Genomic DNA, 21,701 nt, shown 5'->3' on the forward strand with positions numbered 1-21,701 from the left:
CATATTTATTACAACGATTCACTAACTTTTTTAATCGCCTTATAAATCTCACTATAAGAATCTCTACCTTTATATTTTTCGGCCAGTTCACATGCTTTATCCATTTTTGAGCCTGCAAGTATTTCTTTAACCCATTTATCCTTCTCAAGGTATTTCCGAGTTTTATCATATGTTGGCAGATATTGCTTTAATGCTCTTTCTGTTGCTGCTGAATCTTGGAAATGTCGACATGTATCTTCAAAATGTAGTAAAAACCAATATTCTATTGACTGTAAGCTATCACAAAGAATCACATTAGCATTATTTTCATATTTCTTTTTGAGCGATACCATTTTTTTATTCTCTGCATCAGAACGCCTGCTAACATCAGCATCAAAAACACATATTACAAAGACATCTTCATCCAGAAGTTCCTTTATTTTCTTTTCTATTTTCTCAATACTATTGTTTTCAAATAAACGAGGAGAAATAGAGTATCTATAACCAAGTATTTTTTTCAAATGACTGAAATAGAATAATTCAGTCAAACCCTCACCGACGATATGAATAATCTGTCTGGTCGCTGTATTTTTTCTTGCTTTTCTCATAAAAATACACGATTATAGATTAGGAACTGCACCGAATTTACCGAACTTATATGCCTTTTGGAAAGAACTGATCCTATTCAATCCCTTGAAGTCTGTCAGAGGATACAGTACACTTGAACCATCCAGATTCTTTTCAGTAAACCAAACATTATCTTTTCTAAGCAAATCTTCCTCTCCTAACAGTCCATCATAATGCGTTGTGAGCAACAACTGTGCCTGTTCTGATTCTTTTAGAAAACGTTCAATGATGTATTCTATCAATTTTGGATGAAGAGAAGATTCAATCTCGTCAACTGCGAGAAAAGCATCTTTTTCAAGAATCTTTTGTACTTGAGCAGCCAAGCCAAATGTACGAATAGTGCCGTCCGATTCAAACAGTTCCAAGAACTCATAATAATCATTGTTACCATAATCAGATGAAACTTTATGCTGATACATAGTATAATTAATCGGCCCCTTATGCGTTTCCTGTTCTTTGGAAGTAATATTTGAAATATTAAAATCTGCTTCCTGCAGATATCTCAAAATATAATCTTTTGCTGACTCATTCTTGATTGATTCTTCGGCATAACGACCTAAAGATGATGCAGGTACAATAGCCGGCATAACCTGATTGGTTAGATACTGAAGAACCGTCTCTAGTTCTACAATATGTGTATTCACCTGCATATAGGCAGCAAAAACTGACATATTATGCAAACACTTCAATGTTATTTCCTCTTTGACAGCTTGCGACATCTTGATTTTCTGTCCAAATTTAATAACAGATACGTTATTCTCAGTATTTCTTTCAAATATAGTAGCAGGCTGTTGACTTGGATAATAAATTAAACTTTCCTTTGCTACGTGCCATCTATCTAAAGCTACTGAATAGACATAACAAACAACTTTCTCCTCATTCTTCAAATAGAACGAAATCGAATATTCAGATAACTGCTTTGAACTTGTTTTATTCAGGAGAAACGGGACTACTTGAATTTGTTCTGCCTTATTAAGTGGAGTATAAGTAATGAATGACTTGATAAAATCACAAACCTTAATAATATTACTCTTACCCGAAGCATTTGCTCCATAAATAACAGCCACTTTCAATAGTCTCACACCGCCACCCAATTCAACAACATGATATGATTCCATATCCTTACTTCTATCAGCTTCAAAACTTAATATAGCCTCGTCTCTAAATGAGAACATGTTCTTAAATCTAATTTCTGCTATCATACAATTTGTTTTTCCACAAATATATAACTAAATATCCATATCCACAAATAAGATTAATCTATTTGCATCATTTCTACAAATATCACAAACTAATACCTATTCTATTATTTTTTTATAACCTTAGGCAATATCAATCATTTAAAAATCTTGGATCACAACAAGGAAAAGGTAAGTATACCTACAGAAGAAACCATGAAGATAACTATCTATGTACAGAAGCAGAAATAAGACGTATGTTTGCTGATGCTAATCACCACAGAGATTCTAATGTAAGGTGGACACACCGTATCTATGGGAAGCAAACCTCTATCATTTCTATATAAAAGTATATAATAGATTGATACAGGTTTTACCACATCCTATTATGATAAAAGATGGTATACAACAAGAAGAAACACCTGCTCATGATGCTATACGAGAAGCACTAATAAATTGTATAATTCGGCACTATAGAATATTTTGTGTAAATGGAAAATACGGGATTCAAATTATGAACCAATTTATGCTTATATTTGAAAACAGAATCCAGATATAAGAGAACTTACAAGTGAATCCTGTTTCCATTTACACAAAATTCCAGACAGTGTCTATTTCCGTGATAAAAGTGGGTATCAGATGTAAAGAACACCTTGCTGCCATCAAATTTATAATTTATTTCTTCTCAATTTATGTGCATCACTGCACGTTAATAATCAAGTTATCAATCACCCATCAAACGGAAATGACAGAGAAGTATCACAAAAGTAACTGCCATAAATGGGTATAAAACAAAATAGTTGAAAAGTTTGCTAAAGACTCTCCAGCCATTCAGTCTCTATTCTAGATCAAAGTATAGTAAAATGTACTTTATTATGTTCGCTGGAAAGTATTTACAATACGAGATTCAATACCGGAGACATGAACATTCAACACACATTCCGAGCGTTTATTACCCTAAATTGTGGTGATTGATAGTATGCCCATCCAAATTCTCTGCATTGTTAGTTTTATGTTATTTCAAAATCAGTGCAAAATTAGTAAATAAACTTCATATACCGCATGACAGAACAAGAAACTGAGTCTATATGAATATAGATATTATATCAGTGAAGATATAATTTAGCAGGGTTCATTACTATAAACTATGTAACTCAAGAAGGATGTTCTTACTCTTCCTTTTCAAATTCTTCCGAAGCATTTGCTATCAACGCCTTTCCTATTTCCATCTGTATGAATTTAGGCAATCGAAACAATTTTGCCATAAGCTGGTTATAAATGAACTCGACTTTGATATACAGTATAGATTTCTTCTTTAATGTGCACATCGATTTTCTCAACAACCTCAAAGTCTTCCATAAAGTCAGAAAAGTCCGGTTCTTCAAACCAATTTATCATGTCATCCTCATTGATTCTAAGACGAATATAATCGCCACAACCATCTACCTCTGGAATTAAACCGTTAGGAACATAATCTGCAATTTTACATATTGTCTTTTTGTCTTTGTCAAGTAAGAAATAGGTCCCACTATCACATACCTTGGCTTGCAAATACAAACTGCCATATTCGGGCTTCGAATTCAGAAGTTTATGAGTTTTCAAATTGATTATTCCTGACCATACCCCTTTAGAAACCAATGGATACTCGTTTTCATATAGTTCACCCATCCATGTATCAGTATAACTACACATTTCCTCATTGTATGGAAAGTAGATCATAAGGCTCCGCTTATCTAAATCTTTTGATTAGGAGTGCTAAAAAATCAAATCCCTGCGATAATCACCAAATTATTACAAGGATTTTTCATATTTTTCAGTCTATTGTCGGAAATCTTTGTGGACGTAAAATCGACTTTTGCGGCCCTAATCAAATAAGCTGATAAACAGACAGTTGAAATCTTACGGCCCTAAAATTGATTCTTGCGGCCCTAGACAAACGATGGAAAATCCGGTGCTTTTACATAACGGGTATATTTGCCTGCACCATCTTTCTGTATAATCCCTGCATTTTCCATCTTTGAAATCAAGCCTCTAATTTGTTTTTCGGACAACATGTCTTAAAATACCTTTTTGAGAAGAGAACGATTTATATAACCATTTTTATAAAAACAGTCTGAAACCAACTTGAGGTGATTCATATTCAATCCTTTCAGTCTCTCAGCAGACTCATTCCGATATTCCTCGGACAAACGATAAGAGCCATTTTCGTAAATGACAAGGTTTTCTTCCGACAGTTTTAAAGTCTTTTCTTCGAGCCCCTCGTAATCCCTCATTGCTATTTTGTACAAAGCCAGCAATTCAAAGACATTCAGTTGCTCGGCCGCAGGTCTATTGTCCTGTACCTTCCTGATGAAAATGACAAAAGCCTTATCAAGTATAGGAGCTTTGAATGTGAGACATACCTGATACGGGTCTGTTCCCGAATAGTCAGGCAGCTCTTTCCCCTCCATAATGCAGTTGTAGAACATTTTTTCCACTCCCTAACCGGAACGCTCCACCAATCCGGTCTTCTGCAATATCTCGCTCATCAGCTTACTGCGCGGAACGCTGTTCACTGTCAAAATGTTGTTCATATCCACTCCGGACAGAAAACCACCAGCATTGGTAATGGTTATACTATCGGGATACTGCTTGATGACGACATCGCTCTGAATCAACATTGAGCGGTGGCAGCAAGCATTCAATATCGCCTCTCTGATTGCCTCCTTGTTGAAAGATGGTATATCGAATATATAAGAGCCGTCATTGTAATGCAGAAGCGGATTGCTGGCAGGCTGGTTGATGTAATCCCATGCCTTGTCAATCGCTATGAATAACGGCAACTGAAATTCTTTGCGAGCGGTATATTGTATCATCGAGTGATACATCCTGAACCCTACAACGATATTGTTCTGAGGGAGATATTTCCGTATGGCTTCGGATTTCCCAAGCAAAATGAGTGCCGCATAATTCAATTTCCCGTCCTTCAACAAATCCAAATCAGATAGCACTTGTTCGTCGGGATAGTTTTGAAACAACGGATTTTCCTGCTTTCGCGCATATTGGGTTTTCATTTCTGCTATGGCCTCCTTATCCAAATCCTCTATAGTAAGCCCCTCGCATATCTTGGCTGAAAAATCCGGTTCCTATTCAGACAATATCCTGAAAATCTCGGCATCGGACATTGCCCGCAGGCTTTCCCCTGTACACATAAGAGGTACGCCCTCAAATCTCAACAACCTACCTACGAGACGAGATGGAACAGATAGTACAAGCACACGCTTACCGTCTTCGTAAAGTTCGGTAGTTTCTATCCTTATTCCTAATCTTTCGTAGATTTCATCTGTGAGTTCTCCCACTTCTTTTTCTGCAAAATCCGAACCAACAACCGCATGGGGCATATGATCTACCATTCCTTAATACCAATCGTCCACCCTTTTCATTCGCCAAGGCAGCAATACACCCCAATACACACCGCCGCCTGTCTTTCAGATCAACGTGTTTTCCTCCGGCAAACAGGTAATTATGCTTTGCCTCTTTAAATTCTATATGTTCTTCGCTTTCGTGTAGCTTCTGTAATTCTGCAATCGTAATCTCCAACAAGGGAAATCCGTGCTAATAAAAAGGGATCCGCACGGATGAGAACCCGACCAAAGCCGGTTCCCTACACTCCTACGCTTAATCCGTTACATCAAAGAAATAACTTAGCTCTTCATCTTTCAGATTCTCCATCGCATATTGGTCGGTCTGTTCCCAAAGGGTATTGTAGAGTTCCGCGAACTCCGGTCTTTTTTCGTGGTATTGCCATATCTTATAGTTAAGCACCAATACCAGTTCGGTTAGAAATTCGTAATCTTCTTTCCACTCTTTGAAAGCACGATTGAACGTGTCCTGAATAGCTGAAAGGACAAATCGCTCTGCTATCGAAAAATCTTCCCAAAACATTGTTTTTATTTCGTTACCGTTTTCTTTCATAAATTTTCTGAATGTTATAATGCTTAAATTTTAAGATTGTTTTTTTGTTTTTCCCTCTTGTAGCATCTACTACTTTCGGGCTTGATTTAATTATGTCGTCTCAAAAGGTGTCATGACTCCTTATGCAAGGTTTCACGGCTAAATACGACCTCTGTGAAGCAGAAGGTGGAGATTTGGCTGTGAACCCAAGGCTATGACCTTGCAGACAAGAGAGACATGACAAGCACCTTTGCGACACAATTCACATCAGGTAGCCCGAAAGGGATATGCGGAATAATGGAGGAAGTAAGAAAAAGGCTAAAACAGGGAAAGGTAAAACCGAGGATATTCCGCCAAAGCACATAGCCCAAACAACGACTGGTGAAAAGAGACAGAACTGAAAGGACAAAGTAAGGTCTCCTTTAATAATTTTGCTGGCCAAAAGAAAAATAGGTATAGCTTTGGGAGCTTATAAAAGCCGTTTAGTTTAGAACTTGAAGAGATATACAAAAAACAGACTAAACTTTATTATATTTGCAGTGTGCTTCGAATATCATCATATGATGAGAACGGGATTGTTTTTCTTTCCAAGGGACAAAAAAATTGGCCTAAAAAACATCAAGGGATAGACCTTATATTTGCTCTTTTTATCTTTTGGATAGCAAATTTTTGTCCCTAGTTTGTCCCCCGAAGCATTTCATAAAAACATAATATATTAAATATCAATCTATTACAAGTCAAAAATGATACAAAACATTTTCTGCATCGGCAATAGTACAATACATTGATTATCAATAAGTTATATGATTTAATCGAGTATAATTCTATCAGAAAACGAGTTACGGTATTTGCTTTTTCTTTCTCTTAGTTACTGTATTTTCTCATATTTGCTTATACTTACCCATATTTTGTCCCCCGTCTGTCCCTTGATAGTCAGGCTGGGGACAAATTCTTGTCCATCAATGCAATTTGGACATTTGCTCCTATAAAATCCATAAGCAAAACATTTCTCAAAGTAGTTTGAATCTATCATTGCCAAAAACCATAAGATATTATAGTATTAATATACAGACACATGCGAACAAACTATACTATAACAAAAATCACTTCTGATGATATTCAATTTAGAATATGTAAAAAGTATTTCTCGTTGTTATTCTAATTACATTTGTCAATCCATTAATTAATCAGCAATATGCAAATTATCGGCACTATTTCTAATTAGTGCCGATAATTTGCGCAACTTTGATATTTCAAATATTGACTTAATCAGTTTCAACTATCGAACATTGTTTTTTCGAGGAGGAAGAAAAAACGATTCAATATGGTTCTATAAATTATTCTCACCACAAGTGTGTTATTAATAGGTTAACCTCTCTAAAGTGGCAACTCCGAAAAAGTTACTTGAGCGTGTAAATCTTCGCTGAATAGTATTCAAAAGCAGGTTTACAATGGTGTGCCTCATATTTAGAGTTTTAATGCATTTGCACTCTCCATATAAAAGGACTTTATCGAGAACTTGACAACAGTTCTATTTCCCATTGTGCCCGATGGTAGATAGGATTTTAAAGGTCTGAAAATATACTTGATATAATTCTGCTTACACTACCCGATAATCTACTAATTTTGGACAGTGCTATTTTCTCTTTTTTGTCCTTTCGACTAATTATACCATAGGATGACCGTTCTCTGGATAACAAAAATATGGAAGGTTATTTATATACTTCTTGAGATGAGGGGCGATACGCTATCAAAATTCAATAGCTTCCATATCTTTCAAATAATGAACGTCAATCCTTGATTTTACATCCTCTTGGGCATCAGATTTAAACATTTTGATTAATCGTCCATCCTCATAGTTAAAATACAACGTCACGGGGAGATTTGAAGAAGCAGATACGATTCTCGCTATGGTTTCTTTGTTCGGCAAACAGTGTCCATTCATTCCATCTGCACTAATAATATACTTATCCGCCTGAATCATTCGCAAAAGTGCCAAACTATTATTTGCAGCACTACCATGATGAGAAAGTAAAACAGCATCACAATACATCTTGTTCGTTTCACTAAAACCAAGCATAAACAATGACTTCATAACAACAGAAGGTACCGAATCAGAAAGCCATAGGATTCTCTTGTCATCATATTCAAAAACGGCAGCTATACTGCTTGCGTTCTCTACACTTGTATCTTCTTGGAAGTAATCTAAGTTAAACTTCTGCAGCGGGATGAAATAATCATCCATTACACTTCCTGCCTCTACACTTGCTTTATCAATTTCTGACTTGCATAGAGGGCGATGATTCGAATACTTTTCTCTCAACTGATTCAATTTATCCACATCTGGTGAAATAATGGTGACTTTCATTCCATCAATAACAAAAGATTGTCCTTCTATGATATCACCTAGGTTCTTGGGATTATTTGACAAGATATGTTCATACACTTTGTCACTTGAGACAATCCCACACAACACACCATTATTTTCATCGTAGGCCTGTTCAACAACATACTTTCTCGGAGCATTATAAATCCAGCGTTTTACAACATTATTAAGAGCACTATCCGACTGAATATCTCTTACGAATTTACTTGCACCACCGATATGGTCGTCATGAATATGAGACAGGAATAAAGCGTCTATTTGTTCTGAAGCTACAACAATTTTTGAGATAACACTTTTCAATATTGCAGAATATGTCTTAGAATACCCCATATCTAGGAATATATTACGGTGCTTTCCACTTTTACCTACATATTGTAAATGAAAAGAGTCCCCGCACTTTGCTCTATAACAAAACAATCTCATATCACACTCTCTTATACATTTTAAGAAATCCATATGGCTCCTTATTACAATCTAAATGATAGATACCACATGGGTTATATTCACTTAAACATCCTATGCCACCGCTCACATAAACCCTCTTTTCCCCTCTCACAACCCATAATATGGACATTCCACTCTTTTTAAGGAATTTCAATAGTGGATCTTTTTTCACTAAAATCTGATCATACCCGTAAGTTATCGCAACAAGATTGCCACACTTATCAATATATTGACCATCATGCACATCATATTCCATTTCTAAACCTTCAAACAATGTCCGACATGGAATACTATAATTACAAATTGTGCCTGATTTATCATCTTCAATATGCCCACAAGCTTTCTCTGTGGAAAAGATGAAAGGAACATTAAGTTCTGCATTTGGATTCTCCCATTCACTTTTGCTTCTATACACATCTTTATATGCAGGCGACCAGAACTTCTCTCTATTCACCAAATACTGCCAATCATCCGACGGAAACTCAAACCTTCCCCATAAGTTCCTTCCTTTAAGGGATTGAATTGCTTGTTCAATATCTTGCTGTTTAACAAGTATCGCATCAACATACAGAGCGACATCATGTCTTTTAAGCTTATACTGATACTTCTCTTTGCCTATACTCTTAGGTTCATCCCAACTTACCGAATTATTCAAGGTAAGCCATTCTATACTTTCATCGTCTACTTTTTGAATCATAGAAACAGGATCTGGCAAATCTGCGATTAAGGATGCCCATGATTCATCTGAACCAGAATAATCCCAATTGTCATAGATTTCATCTTTATACCATTTATGTTCTTCCTCCTCAAAACCAGCATCTTCAACATCAGGAACAGTACATTTATCTCTTGTAATCAAAGAAGGATTGATATCCCTTAACAACGATTGCCATGTTCCATGAAACAATTCATATTCACCATAACCATTGCTTGCATAATCATCCTTAAATTTATAATTATCAGATAAAATTCCCATTATCTCATAGAATGCAATCCACTGATATTTCTTCCCAACTCTGTCTATCCTGTCTTCCGAATGTCTAAATGTCCAATCTTTCGCGAAACGATCATACCGACCATGCAACTCCACATCAAATCCTAATTCATAGGCTCTCTTTACCAGCCAATTTCTTGCCCCATCGGTTGGGAATCTGTTAGAATAGTGATTCCGCAAAGACAACTCTTTGAGATGAAAAGGAATAATTACCTCATTCATTGCCTTTAATTGTTCTTTAGTCATCATCTGTTCGAAACTCTTATTAAGCATTTCAAGCAAATTGTCATGAGAAGTTTTTCTATTAGAAGCAGTTTGATCATTCAAGATAGTGCGTGCTTTATCTTCGGAATATAGTATCGCCACCTTCTTCATATCACCCTTGAAGAGGTGCTGTGCCTTCTTATACGCTTTTTCTTCAGAAATCTGAATTGGGTAAAAGTCTTCAATTACCGGTGATGCAAGCTTATTCCAGAAGTCAGCCAATCCACCTTTTACCGATTCCCATATCAGATTCTGTTCGAAACCTTTTCTTTCCTTGAAATCAGGTACTTCGTAATCAATATGAAAGTGCTTTACCTCATCATCTGTAGGCCATACTGGAATATCACTCGAATACGGTGGACGCACTTTTTTCATATTGATAGAAGTCATCTCCATTGTATAGCTGACATATTCGATTATATTCCTTGCATAATCTCGTAGCAAGATATTCTTAGGAGGATTATTGTGCTTAAAGATTGTGTCATATACATACTTGGCCAGATTTAACAGTTCGCCACTGGATGAAGTTCGTAAAACCACTCCGTAAGCCACAGCAAATAAACGCTCGTATATGTACATGTCATCAACTTTCTCGAATGAACGCATGATGCCAATCAACACATCCACCTTCTCCGAAAGAAGATTGACGAGTGCTTTTGTCGCTTCATCTCTATGTTTGATATACGTCGATGATAGCAACCAGCAGAGCATAATTGCGGTCAATCTCGTAGACTCCGCATCCGCATTCCGCGATACATCTTCAGACCAAGCCCAATCTATCAGCCGCCTCAGGGGATTTGCACACTTATCATCATTATATCCTGCACACCCATTGAAAAAGAATTGGAAAATTCCGTCACGTACTGGCATTGTCAAACGCATCATCAATACATGAAAATAATCCGCATTAAAAGGATGATTTGGAATAACCGAAAGCTCTACTAGTTTATAATGCCAATTATCTGATCCTACCCTACACAATTTAGACTTGAGAAAACGCCTTATCGCATTTTTGTTTATTGATTCTATAGAGCGCCAGTTTAAACTGTTTATCAGTGCATCCGAAATTAAATCTAAACATAAATAAAATTTCCTTTTGAGTTCTGTTTTTGGGATGAATTTGATAAGGTCCGTAACTTCGTGACCAAATACTTCGGGAATTAAGATAGCAAGGGCTTCAAGAATCCCCTTACAAGACCAGTGTGATTCTACAAAAATTGCACGTAAAACATTATCTGTATTGATGACTCTTGCGAATGATTCCCAGTTTTGATATTGTTGTACAAGTACTCTAGCAATAATAAAATCACTTATTCTTTGATAGCAGAAAACAACACAGTCTTCATTTTCTTCTCTTGCCTGTGACTTCGTTTTGAGTAAAACATTGTTATCAATGAGATCTGCTAATAATGTAGGACAAGCAGGAAAATGTTTTTGAAGTATCGAATCTGCATCTTGCTTTTTCAAAAGGTTGTATTTTGCCTCAAAGACTGGAATGGCTAGTAATCGGACTGAAGTGCTCGCAACATTCCGGTATTTATATTCCGGTCTTTTTTCAGAGAATTTTTGGTCAAGATTTTTAAAGTACTGATTAAATAATGCTGATACGCCATTGAATCCTTTAGGAAAATCTTTTTCTCCGGAAATTTCAAGTGTATCGCAAACAATTTTAAGGAATAGTGGATTACAGAACTCCGGAGTAAGGATAGGCACATTTGGCAAATTCAATTCATATGCAATACAGAACTGTCTCACCGCCTCATATTCTAGCCCCTTAAAACCTTTGTGTTCAATTATAGTCGCACTGCAACTTGTTTCAGGTCTTTCAGGAATTACATCTTCAAAGTATGTATCTCGCACAGAAACTACTAAGCCAATTGCCGGATACACCTCCAGTGATTTGATAAGTCCTGGCAGCCTTTCTTTCCATAAAGTTGCTTGATTGCCTTCATTCAGCGCATCAATCATTAAAAGAACTCTAGAGCCAATTTGACATCCTATCTGATTAAAACTATATAGGAATTTTTGGAAAGTACCAGTAAAACCGATTTTTGATGTAATAGTAGTTTCATAAGTTCCTTCAGCAAAATCAGACCCAAGGAACAACAATGTAGGTAGCCCATGAGCAATTCTATTGTTGGCTATATCACCCATTAAATGCGACTTGCCACAGCCAGCTTCGCCTTTGATAATCAAATAAGGTTTGTTTGCGAGACTAATCTTTAAATCTTCAACATCTTCAGTGAAAGTACGCAAATCACTTGATATTTCCGATAATCTTGTTTGATCAGTTTCCAACTCTTTTTTATACGTTTCATCTTTACCGATTGATGAAAAATCAGAATATAATTTGTGACGGACATCCTCTAATTCATTCTGTAGGTTTTCCACCCTTTTCATCAAAATAGAAAAGTCAATTATTTCCTGCACTCTCCTATCCAGTCCATTCAAGGCATCAACGAAGTCGTTTCTTATAGTTTTCAGGTTAGATTCCAAATGACCTATTCTACTGGAATCATCTCTAGTTCTATAGCTTTTCTCAGTCAACCATGCGTCAATACACCTATTCAATCTATTATAATAATCTGGAGTTTTGGCTACGCTATCAAAATACTTCGCTGTTCCAGTTTTCACATTGACTTTTTGACAATACCTCGGTCCCAGATTTGCCACAGATTCTTTTACGCTGTTTTCAAATGTCTTGTGTCCTAATCCATGATGTCCAAGGAATGCTAAAGGCATTTTCTTTTTGTATTTATTCCCCAACAACTCATTAAATGAGGTCAACTTTTGGGCATAGATGACTTTGCCTCTATCTTCATCGGTGAATCGGGTGAATATACCATTAAGATACAACTCTTCACACGCTTCAATGAAAATACCTGCACCCGACATTCCCTTGATTGAATCTTCGTTATAGTCGTCAAGTGTAGAGAGTTGGAAAGCGTGTTCAGTCGGGATTTCCTGGAGGTAACGCATATTAAGCGTTACTAAAGAAGACTCTCCTGTTTCGCTTGTCTGGTCAAGACTTGCAATAGGAAATCCTTTGGTCACGGCCTCGTCAAAACCAACATTCTTATTGATAATAAATACTGGTGGAAGGTCGGATACTATCGTAGAAAGTTCTCGCTGGTTGAGAATGACAATTCCTGCATCATCAATAGGATGGAGCAGTATGTTTTGCTTTACTGGGGTAATATAATCGTAGGTGCCAGTTTCCGGGTTAAAAAACCTTAGAGACACCTTTTCTCTTTCTTTGAATCCAGAAAGACAATGTTTGGCTGTCAAGAGATATACCGTCCCGGCTAACTGCTTATTAAAATAAAGTACACCTGATCCCAATTTCTGTTTGTAATCATCATCTTTATGTAATTCAACTGTTATTCGCGTTATAATATCGAGACACTTATCATTCATATAGTAATTGTATCTATTTATAATCAGTTATATAAAATCTTTTCTGTCTCCTTTTTAAGTTCTGTTATAGAAAATGTCCTAAACTTCCATCTTGACCTTTAACTCTTCATTCAACTCTTCATCTCTTCCCAACAATTGCCGAACAAGTTGATAAACAGTCGTACATGGGTTGTGATTTGCATAACGGGTGTCCGAAGCATATTCAAGGTGCTTTGCTTCTGCATATAGTATGGCGGAATCCATTGAACCATAAGTAGTCATTATCTTATAATTGTTAGGATCTTCTTGGCATATCTGTACTTTTTCTTCGATTTATATTTAGAAGAAGCATTCACAGCGGCTGAAATCTTCTCTTCATAATCCTTTCGTGGGACACCTGTTGTCACATTTTGGAAGTGATACAGGTACCACAATTCGAATGCTTCATTGCTCCAAGCCACCTCAATGCCATTCTTTTGTCCCATTGCAATGGCTTCGTTGAAATCCTTTGCAGGAAATTCATCCTTATCGAAAACAGCCCAAACACGGTCATAGTGATTCTTGTTTTTAAGGTTAATGGCCTTCTCCACAACATCCTTTGTTCCACGCCCAAGCCCTTTCACCTCGATGTCATATACAATTACCCCCTGTTGCTTTTCAGTAAATGCCTCAAAGTAATTAGGCTCGGTCTTAGTCCCTTCACACACAATCAGAACAGAACAGCGTATGACCTTCTGCTCTCTCTTTTGCGATTGCCTCCTGAATTTTGAAGAAGCATTATCTATCTTTATTCTCTTTGCTGCCATAACCTTACATTATTAATCATTCAAAATATAAGGAATGGCACCATAACGACCGGTGATATAGTTTTTCTCATAATTTGCATCATTACGAGGTTTGGTCCCGTCAGGGAGTACGATGTCAATCAGACTATACAAGTCCGTCTGCTCTTTAGAATCTTTCTCTGTAAACCATATTTGGTCACGTCTGAGGATTTTCTGAGAAAGCAGATGCGTATCATGAGTGGTAAATATCAATTGTGCATTCTTCGGATTTGTTTCCGGATTATTGAATAATTCAATAATATACTGAGAAATCAGAGGGTGCATCTTTGCATCCAGTTCATCTATAACAAGTACAGCTCCGGAAAAAAGCGTTTCAAATATCGGTCCGGAAAGGTCAAACAACTTATTTGTACCGGAAGATTCCCTATCTTCAAACGAAAAGTTTATTGTACCCACAATCTTACCTTTATCTGAATATACGTTATGTATGGAATCCAACTCGATACTCTTCTTACCTTGCGTTTCTCTTTGGAATAGTGCTCTTAGCTCCAAAGGCAAGTCTTGAGGAACATTGGGTTCTTCCTCATGAGTAAGAATGTTGTTAAATCCAAGTCTCAATTTCTGGAAGAAGTTGAGAGCATCAATACTCAAAGACTCTTTTTTATGGAAAAATAATTTTGAATATGCTCTATATTGTTGATTATTTAATCCTGAAATCACATTGAAGTCCGATTGAAACCAAGAAATAACCTGACGAGATATTTCACCGCCTAACTGTTGGCATAATGACAGGAACAAACGGTTGTCGTTGGTCTTTTCTTCATATCCGACTCCTTCCGGGAAATTATTCTCATCTACACAAATCCCCTCTTCGTTTCTGACGAACATCATCTGCTCTTTAGAACGAGGTGTTGTTTTCCGGAACAACCATTCTTCAACGATACGTTCCAAATTATACCTGAATCCATATCTGTAGCAATATTCACCTTTCAGAAATATAATCTCAAACATAGTGGGATGGTGATTGTCCTTTAAAAGAAGAAATGGGTCATATTCCAATTCGTCATTGTCATTCAACTTCACCGACAACAACACGCATCTCGCCATTGCGTGCATCGCACTGACAAGATTGGATTTTCCACTTGAATTGGCACCATACAGTGCAAGTGAACGAAGCAGAGTGTGTTTATTGTAATCAAACAAGTTCGTTTCAGTACATTCTTTCAAAGCTTTATCGGCTTCCAATACCAAGGTCTTTTTTCCATAAAACGACCTGTAATTCTCCACTGTAAATTCAAGTAACATATATCTGACTTTTAAGTATTTCTATTATTACACATAATCTATTTCGATTGCAAAGATACACAATAAAATTTATATCGCGTGTTATTTTGAGAGATTTTCTCAAATATAATCACAATACGTCACTCTCAACATATTCTATTCAGGTCAAACATTACAAAACCATTATTGGCTTCTAACAAATAAAAAACATTCAACAGCCTATTACATAACTGTTTGCATTATACTTTGCTTCGTTTTAATATTACATTAAAATAGAGCAAACAGCATTAAATGGAGAATCTTAATTAAAGAATTACAATTTGGCTGACCAAAAGAAAAATAAGGAGTTTATCTGCTGTTGTCGATATTTTGAGGGTTCTGGCAGTTTAGTTTAGAACTTGAAGAGATATACAAAAAACAGACTAAACTTTTTTATATTTGCAATGTACTTTGAATATCATCGTATGATGAGAACAGTTTCTTTTTTGGGGGACAAAAAAATAGCATGAAAAAACATCGAGGGACAGACCTTATATTTGCTCTTTTTATCTTTTGGACAGCAATTTTTTGTCCCCAGTTTGTCCCCCGAAGTATTTCATAAAAACATAATATATTAAATATCAATTTATTATAATTCAAAAATGATACAAAACATTTTCTGCATCGGGAAGTAAGCTATTTAAATTACTAATAATCAACTGTTTACAAATTAAACCACTAAAATAACACGTACAGTAAAACACTATTAATCAACATATTAGCAATGTTTAGCAATAATATATAACTCCATTTTTGTTGCTATTTTGTTGCTCGGAAATATTTGAGCAACAAAAGTAACAAATTTCATCATCTTATTATACACACAATGTATGGAAACAAAAAAAAGACATTAAGAGAAATAAGTAAAAATCCTGAAAATATGACTGAGGAAGAGAGAAAAGATATGGCAGAGCTTTTTGCATCTCTTAAAGAAGTAGGAAAAGCATGTGAACCATATGATATTAAGACTATTCGTAAAAATACCGTGAATACACTCTCAAAACGTTTCTATCAAGAACATTTTATAATGTCTGCTGTATTAGAATCTTTTTTCGTTAAAAATGAGATTTCATTCAAAGAGCTTAATGAAACTATTGTTAACTATATTCCTAAAGAATTCACTTGGAATATTTCCGTAGCTCAAATAAATCTCATTATTTCAAAGATGATAAGATTAGGGTTAGTAGAACCAATAGAAACAGATAATAAATATGCTCCCAACTTTAAAATTACAGATGATGGAGTAAAAGCATATCAAGCGCACACATTCCAATCATTAGCAACTTCATCATTCTTTAACTATCAAACATATAGAATGTCGATATTAATGATGATAGTCACAATCATATCAGTCTTAGTGGCTATTCTATCCATAATAGTAACGATTTATGTCACTAACAAATAATTAATGCAGGCTTGTCAATAAACCTATTTATTTTTGTTGCTGAGTTGTTGCTTCGAAGAGGGTTTTTATATCATAAAAAAACTTATTATCAACACCATAACACCCAACTTTTCAAATTTTGCATCGGTAAGTAGTCTGACACACTATTGATCTAATAAATTGGGCGCTATAGATAAAGCATCTCTTTTAGCATATGCCAATCCAAATATAGTAAAACATGAAGTGGATTACATCAACCGATATTAAACATTGGGCAAATAGAGAAAATGAAATTTTAGAGATTATACACTAAAAACATACTATTTACAGAATTTCTTAGTGTACTTGCCCAAATGGTTAGTGATAAGTTAAAGTGATTATAAAAAGTAATGTTACCAAAATTGTTGTAAATTACCCATTTAATTAACTAGTTAGTTATCCCAACCAGCTCATTTTATATTACTTCCTTATCACCTTTTTCAATATTCCCAAGACCTTAAATGATTTATCATCAGGATCTAACTTGAAAGGTTCGAAGTCTTGGTTAAGTGGAATCAATTCAATAGAAGTATGTTCCCAACCTTCTTCGGTAGCACGTTTCTCACTATGATATTTCTTGATGGTGCAGGCGATATTATCACTATCGTAATCTTTTATATTATAACCTTCTACGAGTACTATTTCTCCATTTCTACTACCTCCTGAATAGCGTGTAAACACACAATAGTCTCCATCATTTATTATCGGCATCATGCTATTGCCCATAGCTCTTACGACAAACATAGATTCATCCGGACGTGACATGTCATCAGAAACATCTATCCATTGCATAATTTCCTCATATAATCCTATTTCCGACAAATCATGACATGCAGCTTTAAGCGTTGGAAAAAATGGCAAATGAGTTGTAAACTTATCTCTATTATTTACGACATCAACTATTCTTATCTTATCCGGAGATCCAATACTATCATCAAATTCCTTGACATAAGTATCAATAAATTTTGACAGATATTTCTGGAGATTTTTATTACAAGCATACACATAACATCCCTGGATTCCACGAACCATCATTGTCTTATAAGCATTGATTATAAATGGTTCTAGCTCGTCTTCAGGCATATTAGTTCCAAAACTATCATAGAAGTTCTTTTTGTTTATTACAATCTTGTTATTCACAAAATCATAATCGATATCTGGTCCAAAAATCAAACCGACATAATTCAAATCGTAGCCTTGTACTGTATGAATACATCCTATTTCATCAATAGAGTTTTTAGATAATACCCAACCTTTATCTACAGTATTCCATACATATTTATGACCACAGATATCAATATCATATAGATTCTGATTTAATAACTGTCTCGCAGTAATATTTTTACTGATATGCTTTTTTGTCTTCCATTCCCAGGCATATCCCGCAACTGTACGACATAATCCCATTCTGCTATTATGTTCTTTAATAGCACATACCATATCGTCTATATCATTAAAGATACGGAAATCATAATTCTCTATCTTGTGTTTTTCGGGATTTTTGCAATCAAAAATATCGTTGATATAGTCAATGAAATCATCACCACCCTGGCATCTCAACTGAGATTTAAGATATAACCATTGTGGTGACGTCTGACCTTCTTTATTAATAGATGCTTCAAATTCATCATGTGTTAAATCTGCAGGTTTTACAGACTGTCTCTGATCATAAAACAGCACACGATATTTTGACATTGCCATAATAAGATCAAGCTGATTAGCAGTATTTTTATCAAGACCATGCCGTTTGCAATTTTTATAAAATTGACCGATGGTCATGCCCATATTCTTTTTATGTTTTAACCTATGTGCTTCATCAACTATAACCAGATCATAATAGCCTGTCATATTATCTGATATGTCACTTGTATTTTTAAGCATATCTGTCTTCAATCCCGCAGTCTGCTTAAATACTTTCTGCAGATCATGCTTGAATGACTGCATTGGAGCAACATAAGCTACACGAATCTCCCTTCCAATATTCTTCTGAAAAGCTATAAGTTCATTACATAATAACTCCCACTCTTCATCATAATCACTAAAAGAATCATGTGAAGAATAATCATTCAAATTAGTAAGAATATGAATCAACTTAATGCCAACTAATGATTTACCCGTACCTGCTCCCCCATTAATTACAGTCGTACCAGCTTTACCTTCTTTTAACGTATCAATAAAAGCACGCAATGTTTGCTTCATTACTTCTTTTTGCTCCTGAGTTAATTGTGTATACGGAGAAAACTTATATAAATTGCTATTTACCACTTCTTCGTATGTTTTTAGCTTAAATCCATGGCTTGGCAGTTCACTCCAAAGATAAGGGATTTTTGCCCTATAAACATTTCTTCTGTGATAATTATGTGATTGAGATTGGCCATTGTTTGCGTTTGTCAATGTATAGTGACCATCAGCAGCGAAAAGCCTGATGAGCATTGCTTCATAGTCAAGAATCACAGACTTGTTTTCCTCACCATCATTTATAAATGAAATCTTTGTGAATTTATGTTCTTTTTTCTCTTTACTCTGAAGATGCTGGGAAAAACGACGTTCGAAGCTGGTAGTTTCTCCAACATATAATACATTTGCATTATTGATAAGATAAACCACCGGCCAATTCGTTGCATTTTTAATTTCAGAAGCCTGTTGTAAGCCCGCTGAATCGAATGAAAAAGTATGTATATTAAAACCAAAATTCAAATTTGCCATATTGAATTCAATTATAGATTGCGTCAAATACAAAATTATTCATTTTATTTTGCTCATGAGTATAATAGAGGAAATAAAATCGATATATGTGGTATATGGCAAAAGAATTTAATGGAAAGTAATGTGAAATTTTAAGTTATTCGAAAAATTCGAATAACTCAAAACGCTAAGTTTTTATTAAATGGCATTGATTTAAAGCAAAGTGAAAAGAATTTTACTTACCATTACAAAGAATTTAGCTACCGATCAAAGGAGTATCCATTTACACGGACTTAACTTTCCCTAAATCATAATCTATAAACAGAAAAAGTTAATCTAATGATTCTTCAATAATACGCAACATCTCTTTCTTATATTCCCTACGATCGTACTCCTCCCCTCTACACATCCAACAACTACATGGAACACCTGTAGTCTTATAAACTTTTGCCCATTTTTCTTTTGCCAACTCAAACCAATGTGGATGATTATCAACGCTACCATCATCGTGAATAACGCAATTCCCACAAGAGGTATAAAAAATCATACGAACCTTAAACACACGTGCCATTTGTTGACGTCTCCAAAATTTGTTTCTTTTGTCCATCATCTCTTTCTATTAAAGTTAAGATGAACAATAATGTTACTTTCGTGAGACTTAACGTATCCATAATCAGTATTCTATATTAGTATTTAGAGGCAAACTTACCAACCCGTTCTCTTAACAGCTTGCCATATTTTCCTCGCTAAGAAATGAATTTTGAATAAAATTTAGCTACAATTAGCTAGTTCAAAAATAGGAGAAAAACTTAATATCAACAAATTTAAAATAAATAAAAAAATCATTTTCTTAATTTTACATTTCAAAAAAATAAAATTAGACAAAAACATGATATCAATCAATTTGTTAAACAACAATAATTTAGATCTCCATTTTTGTTACCATGTTTATTACACCAAAATATTCTGAACAATAAATTTCTTCCCGAAGGTTTTATGTATACAAGCCATTCGAATATTTCCATGTCGCTTATTATCTATTCCGATTTCGAAAAAATCGTTATCTTTGGGGATAAAAATAGTGTTTTGAAAGAAAATGAGAATATTAATATACTATTCTACCCTTCCTTTTGAAGAACAAAAATAGATGTAATAGAAAATTATTCCCATTTCTTTCAATAAATTTAAAATATAACTTTGTGCTATAAATAATTAAATACAATGTCCAAAGAATATATATCCGACATACAAGAAATAATTGAACAAATCGTACAATTTACTCGAGACAGAGACTGGGATCAGTTTCACAATGGAAAAAGATCTTGCTTTAGCATTGTCTATAGAAGCTGCAGAATTAAACGAAGCGTTTTTATGGAAAAAACCCGAAGATGTCTGTATTGAGAAAGTAAAGGAAGAACTAGCAGATATTATGAACTACGCTTTCCTTATTGCCGATAAATATCAACTAGATATAAAAGATATTATTCTCTCCAAGTTGGCCCAAAATGCAGAAAAATATCCCGTTGACAAATCTAAAGGAAATGCAAAAAAATACACGGAACTATGATCGTATACCATGCTAGCAAGAAAGGATTCATAAATGATGTTTTCAATAGTACTATCGCCGATGACATGACAATGCTTTCATGCCCCATTTGGGAAGATACAAGTAAGAAATTGACTATATCACATTAATGTACCTCCTAGAGCATTTTCGATTGTCTGTACTCTTCAGATATTTCTCATACAGAACGTCGTAGGTCATGTGCTTGCGCATCATGTCCTTTGCATAGTCTTCAACGTTCTCCTGCATGAAGGCATACCTGTCGGCGTCTCTGCCGCGATGCCCGTCGCCTTTCAGCATGATTGCCTGCAGTTCCGCATCGTTCAAGGCAAGGAGGTCCACCATACTCCTGCCGGATGCTTCTGCGCGATCTCGATAGTTCCTCAAAGATGTGCGGCTGAGTTTCAGCTTACGCTCCATCTCGCGTAGTGATGTCCCGCATGAAAATTCGCGGATAATTACTCTGATGTCTGTCATTGTCGCTTTTACATTTACCATATCCTTGTGGTATTATTACCACAAAGTTACCTCGTCAAACCGTTTGCGACCATTCCGAAGAATCTGCCCCAACCATGCTGGCACTAGTTAACTGGGGGGTACATTTGATTCCGCTACAGGCGGTACATTTAAAGTGCTGCAACCAATTCTTGAATAATTCGTTGAGTTTCTTTCTTATACTCCTTACTGAATATCCCGAATTAACTATTCTTCAAGTGATCC

The 21,701-nt window shown here is 35.3% G+C and carries 16 protein-coding genes and 2 pseudogenes; 2 read left to right on the forward strand and 16 right to left on the reverse strand.

The genetic code is table 11. The features are described 5' to 3' along the window. Positions 1-8 precede the first annotated feature (8 nt). The 13 genes and pseudogenes from R8806_RS05105 to R8806_RS05165 all read right to left on the reverse strand — a co-directional run bounded on the left by R8806_RS05105 (position 9) and on the right by R8806_RS05165 (position 15,291). Positions 9-587 (reverse strand): RloB family protein, encoded by a 579-nt coding sequence (locus R8806_RS05105; RefSeq protein ID WP_070752636.1) that lies wholly within the window; start codon positions 585-587, stop codon positions 9-11. Positions 588-599: 12 nt separating this feature from the next. Beyond that, positions 600-1,808: an AAA family ATPase gene (locus tag R8806_RS05110; protein ID WP_124318277.1), complete on the reverse strand. Its 1,209-nt coding sequence runs from the start codon at positions 1,806-1,808 to the stop codon at positions 600-602. A gap of 568 nt (positions 1,809-2,376) precedes the next feature. Then, a pseudogene (locus tag R8806_RS05115) lies at positions 2,377-2,463 on the reverse strand (metallophosphatase); the annotation flags it as partial. Positions 2,464-3,056: 593 nt separating this feature from the next. Beyond that, positions 3,057-3,452, reverse strand: coding sequence for a hypothetical protein (locus R8806_RS05120; RefSeq protein WP_225979518.1), 396 nt, complete (start codon positions 3,450-3,452; stop codon positions 3,057-3,059). 389 nt (positions 3,453-3,841) lie between these two features. Then, positions 3,842-4,234 carry a hypothetical protein gene (locus R8806_RS05125; RefSeq protein ID WP_229037547.1) on the reverse strand — a complete coding sequence of 131 codons (393 nt, stop codon included), beginning with the start codon at positions 4,232-4,234 and terminating at the stop codon, positions 3,842-3,844. A 30-nt stretch (positions 4,235-4,264) separates the two neighbouring features. Next, entirely contained in the window at positions 4,265-4,837 is a 573-nt protein-coding gene (locus R8806_RS05130) for an ATP-binding protein (protein WP_229037549.1), read from the reverse strand. A 72-nt stretch (positions 4,838-4,909) separates the two neighbouring features. Next, positions 4,910-5,176 carry a hypothetical protein gene (locus R8806_RS05135; RefSeq protein ID WP_164720017.1) on the reverse strand — a complete coding sequence of 89 codons (267 nt, stop codon included), beginning with the start codon at positions 5,174-5,176 and terminating at the stop codon, positions 4,910-4,912. A gap of 265 nt (positions 5,177-5,441) precedes the next feature. Then, entirely contained in the window at positions 5,442-5,756 is a 315-nt protein-coding gene (locus tag R8806_RS05140; protein ID WP_124318139.1) for a hypothetical protein, read from the reverse strand. A gap of 1,711 nt (positions 5,757-7,467) precedes the next feature. Continuing rightward, the gene (locus R8806_RS05145) at positions 7,468-8,559 is read right to left on the reverse strand and encodes an MBL fold metallo-hydrolase (RefSeq protein WP_124317421.1); all 1,092 of its coding nucleotides are present in this window, start codon (positions 8,557-8,559) and stop codon (positions 7,468-7,470) included. Next, positions 8,528-13,222, reverse strand: a complete 4,695-nt coding sequence (gene avs2, locus R8806_RS05150; protein WP_124317422.1) for an AVAST type 2 anti-phage system protein Avs2 — start codon at positions 13,220-13,222, stop codon at positions 8,528-8,530. Before avs2 ends, R8806_RS05145 begins: the two co-directional genes overlap by 32 nt. A gap of 78 nt (positions 13,223-13,300) precedes the next feature. Further along, positions 13,301-13,483, reverse strand: a complete 183-nt coding sequence (locus R8806_RS05155) for a hypothetical protein (RefSeq protein ID WP_317715786.1) — start codon at positions 13,481-13,483, stop codon at positions 13,301-13,303. Then, complete coding sequence (locus R8806_RS05160) at positions 13,483-14,007, reverse strand: RloB family protein (protein ID WP_317715788.1); 525 nt, start codon at positions 14,005-14,007, stop codon at positions 13,483-13,485. Before R8806_RS05160 ends, R8806_RS05155 begins: the two co-directional genes overlap by 1 nt. 12 nt (positions 14,008-14,019) lie before the next feature. Then, positions 14,020-15,291: an AAA family ATPase gene (locus R8806_RS05165; protein ID WP_124317424.1), complete on the reverse strand. Its 1,272-nt coding sequence runs from the start codon at positions 15,289-15,291 to the stop codon at positions 14,020-14,022. An 898-nt stretch (positions 15,292-16,189) separates the two neighbouring features. On the opposite strand from R8806_RS05165, the gene R8806_RS05170 reads away from it, so the two are divergent. Continuing rightward, complete coding sequence (locus tag R8806_RS05170) at positions 16,190-16,714, forward strand: hypothetical protein (protein ID WP_124318467.1); 525 nt, start codon at positions 16,190-16,192, stop codon at positions 16,712-16,714. A 438-nt stretch (positions 16,715-17,152) separates the two neighbouring features. On the opposite strand, the gene R8806_RS05175 is transcribed toward R8806_RS05170, so the two are convergent. Together R8806_RS05175 and R8806_RS05180 are read right to left on the reverse strand one after the other, a co-directional pair. Further along, positions 17,153-19,438 carry a DNA/RNA helicase domain-containing protein gene (locus tag R8806_RS05175; protein ID WP_124318242.1) on the reverse strand — a complete coding sequence of 762 codons (2,286 nt, stop codon included), beginning with the start codon at positions 19,436-19,438 and terminating at the stop codon, positions 17,153-17,155. Positions 19,439-19,748: 310 nt separating this feature from the next. Next, the gene (locus R8806_RS05180) at positions 19,749-20,024 is read right to left on the reverse strand and encodes a hypothetical protein (protein ID WP_124318243.1); all 276 of its coding nucleotides are present in this window, start codon (positions 20,022-20,024) and stop codon (positions 19,749-19,751) included. A gap of 614 nt (positions 20,025-20,638) precedes the next feature. On the opposite strand from R8806_RS05180, the pseudogene R8806_RS05185 reads away from it, so the two are divergent. After that, positions 20,639-20,984: pseudogene (locus tag R8806_RS05185) on the forward strand (nucleotide pyrophosphohydrolase). Positions 20,985-21,098: 114 nt separating this feature from the next. Here R8806_RS05185 and R8806_RS05190 read toward each other — a convergent pair. After that, positions 21,099-21,479 (reverse strand): hypothetical protein, encoded by a 381-nt coding sequence (locus R8806_RS05190; RefSeq protein WP_124318122.1) that lies wholly within the window; start codon positions 21,477-21,479, stop codon positions 21,099-21,101. Positions 21,480-21,701 lie beyond the last annotated feature (222 nt).

The organism is Butyricimonas faecihominis, assembly GCF_033096445.1.
GTDB classification, from domain to species: domain Bacteria; phylum Bacteroidota; class Bacteroidia; order Bacteroidales; family Marinifilaceae; genus Butyricimonas; species Butyricimonas faecihominis.

Coding starts and splice junctions, on each gene's coding strand:
- R8806_RS05180 (WP_124318243.1), bottom strand. CDS start 20,024: ATGGACAAAAGAAACAAATTTTGGAGACGTCAACAAATGGCACGTGTG.
- R8806_RS05125 (WP_229037547.1), bottom strand. CDS start 4,234: ATGGAGGGGAAAGAGCTGCCTGACTATTCGGGAACAGACCCGTATCAG.
- R8806_RS05190 (WP_124318122.1), bottom strand. CDS start 21,479: ATGGTAAATGTAAAAGCGACAATGACAGACATCAGAGTAATTATCCGC.
- avs2 (WP_124317422.1), bottom strand. CDS start 13,222: ATGAATGATAAGTGTCTCGATATTATAACGCGAATAACAGTTGAATTA.
- R8806_RS05135 (WP_164720017.1), bottom strand. CDS start 5,176: ATGGTAGATCATATGCCCCATGCGGTTGTTGGTTCGGATTTTGCAGAA.
- R8806_RS05165 (WP_124317424.1), bottom strand. CDS start 15,291: ATGTTACTTGAATTTACAGTGGAGAATTACAGGTCGTTTTATGGAAAA.
- R8806_RS05120 (WP_225979518.1), bottom strand. CDS start 3,452: ATGGGTGAACTATATGAAAACGAGTATCCATTGGTTTCTAAAGGGGTA.
- R8806_RS05160 (WP_317715788.1), bottom strand. CDS start 14,007: ATGGCAGCAAAGAGAATAAAGATAGATAATGCTTCTTCAAAATTCAGG.
- R8806_RS05130 (WP_229037549.1), bottom strand. CDS start 4,837: ATGAAAACCCAATATGCGCGAAAGCAGGAAAATCCGTTGTTTCAAAAC.
- R8806_RS05110 (WP_124318277.1), bottom strand. CDS start 1,808: ATGATAGCAGAAATTAGATTTAAGAACATGTTCTCATTTAGAGACGAG.
- R8806_RS05175 (WP_124318242.1), bottom strand. CDS start 19,438: ATGGCAAATTTGAATTTTGGTTTTAATATACATACTTTTTCATTCGAT.
- R8806_RS05145 (WP_124317421.1), bottom strand. CDS start 8,559: ATGGATTTCTTAAAATGTATAAGAGAGTGTGATATGAGATTGTTTTGT.
- R8806_RS05155 (WP_317715786.1), bottom strand. CDS start 13,483: ATGACTACTTATGGTTCAATGGATTCCGCCATACTATATGCAGAAGCA.
- R8806_RS05105 (WP_070752636.1), bottom strand. CDS start 587: ATGAGAAAAGCAAGAAAAAATACAGCGACCAGACAGATTATTCATATC.
- R8806_RS05170 (WP_124318467.1), top strand. CDS start 16,190: ATGACTGAGGAAGAGAGAAAAGATATGGCAGAGCTTTTTGCATCTCTT.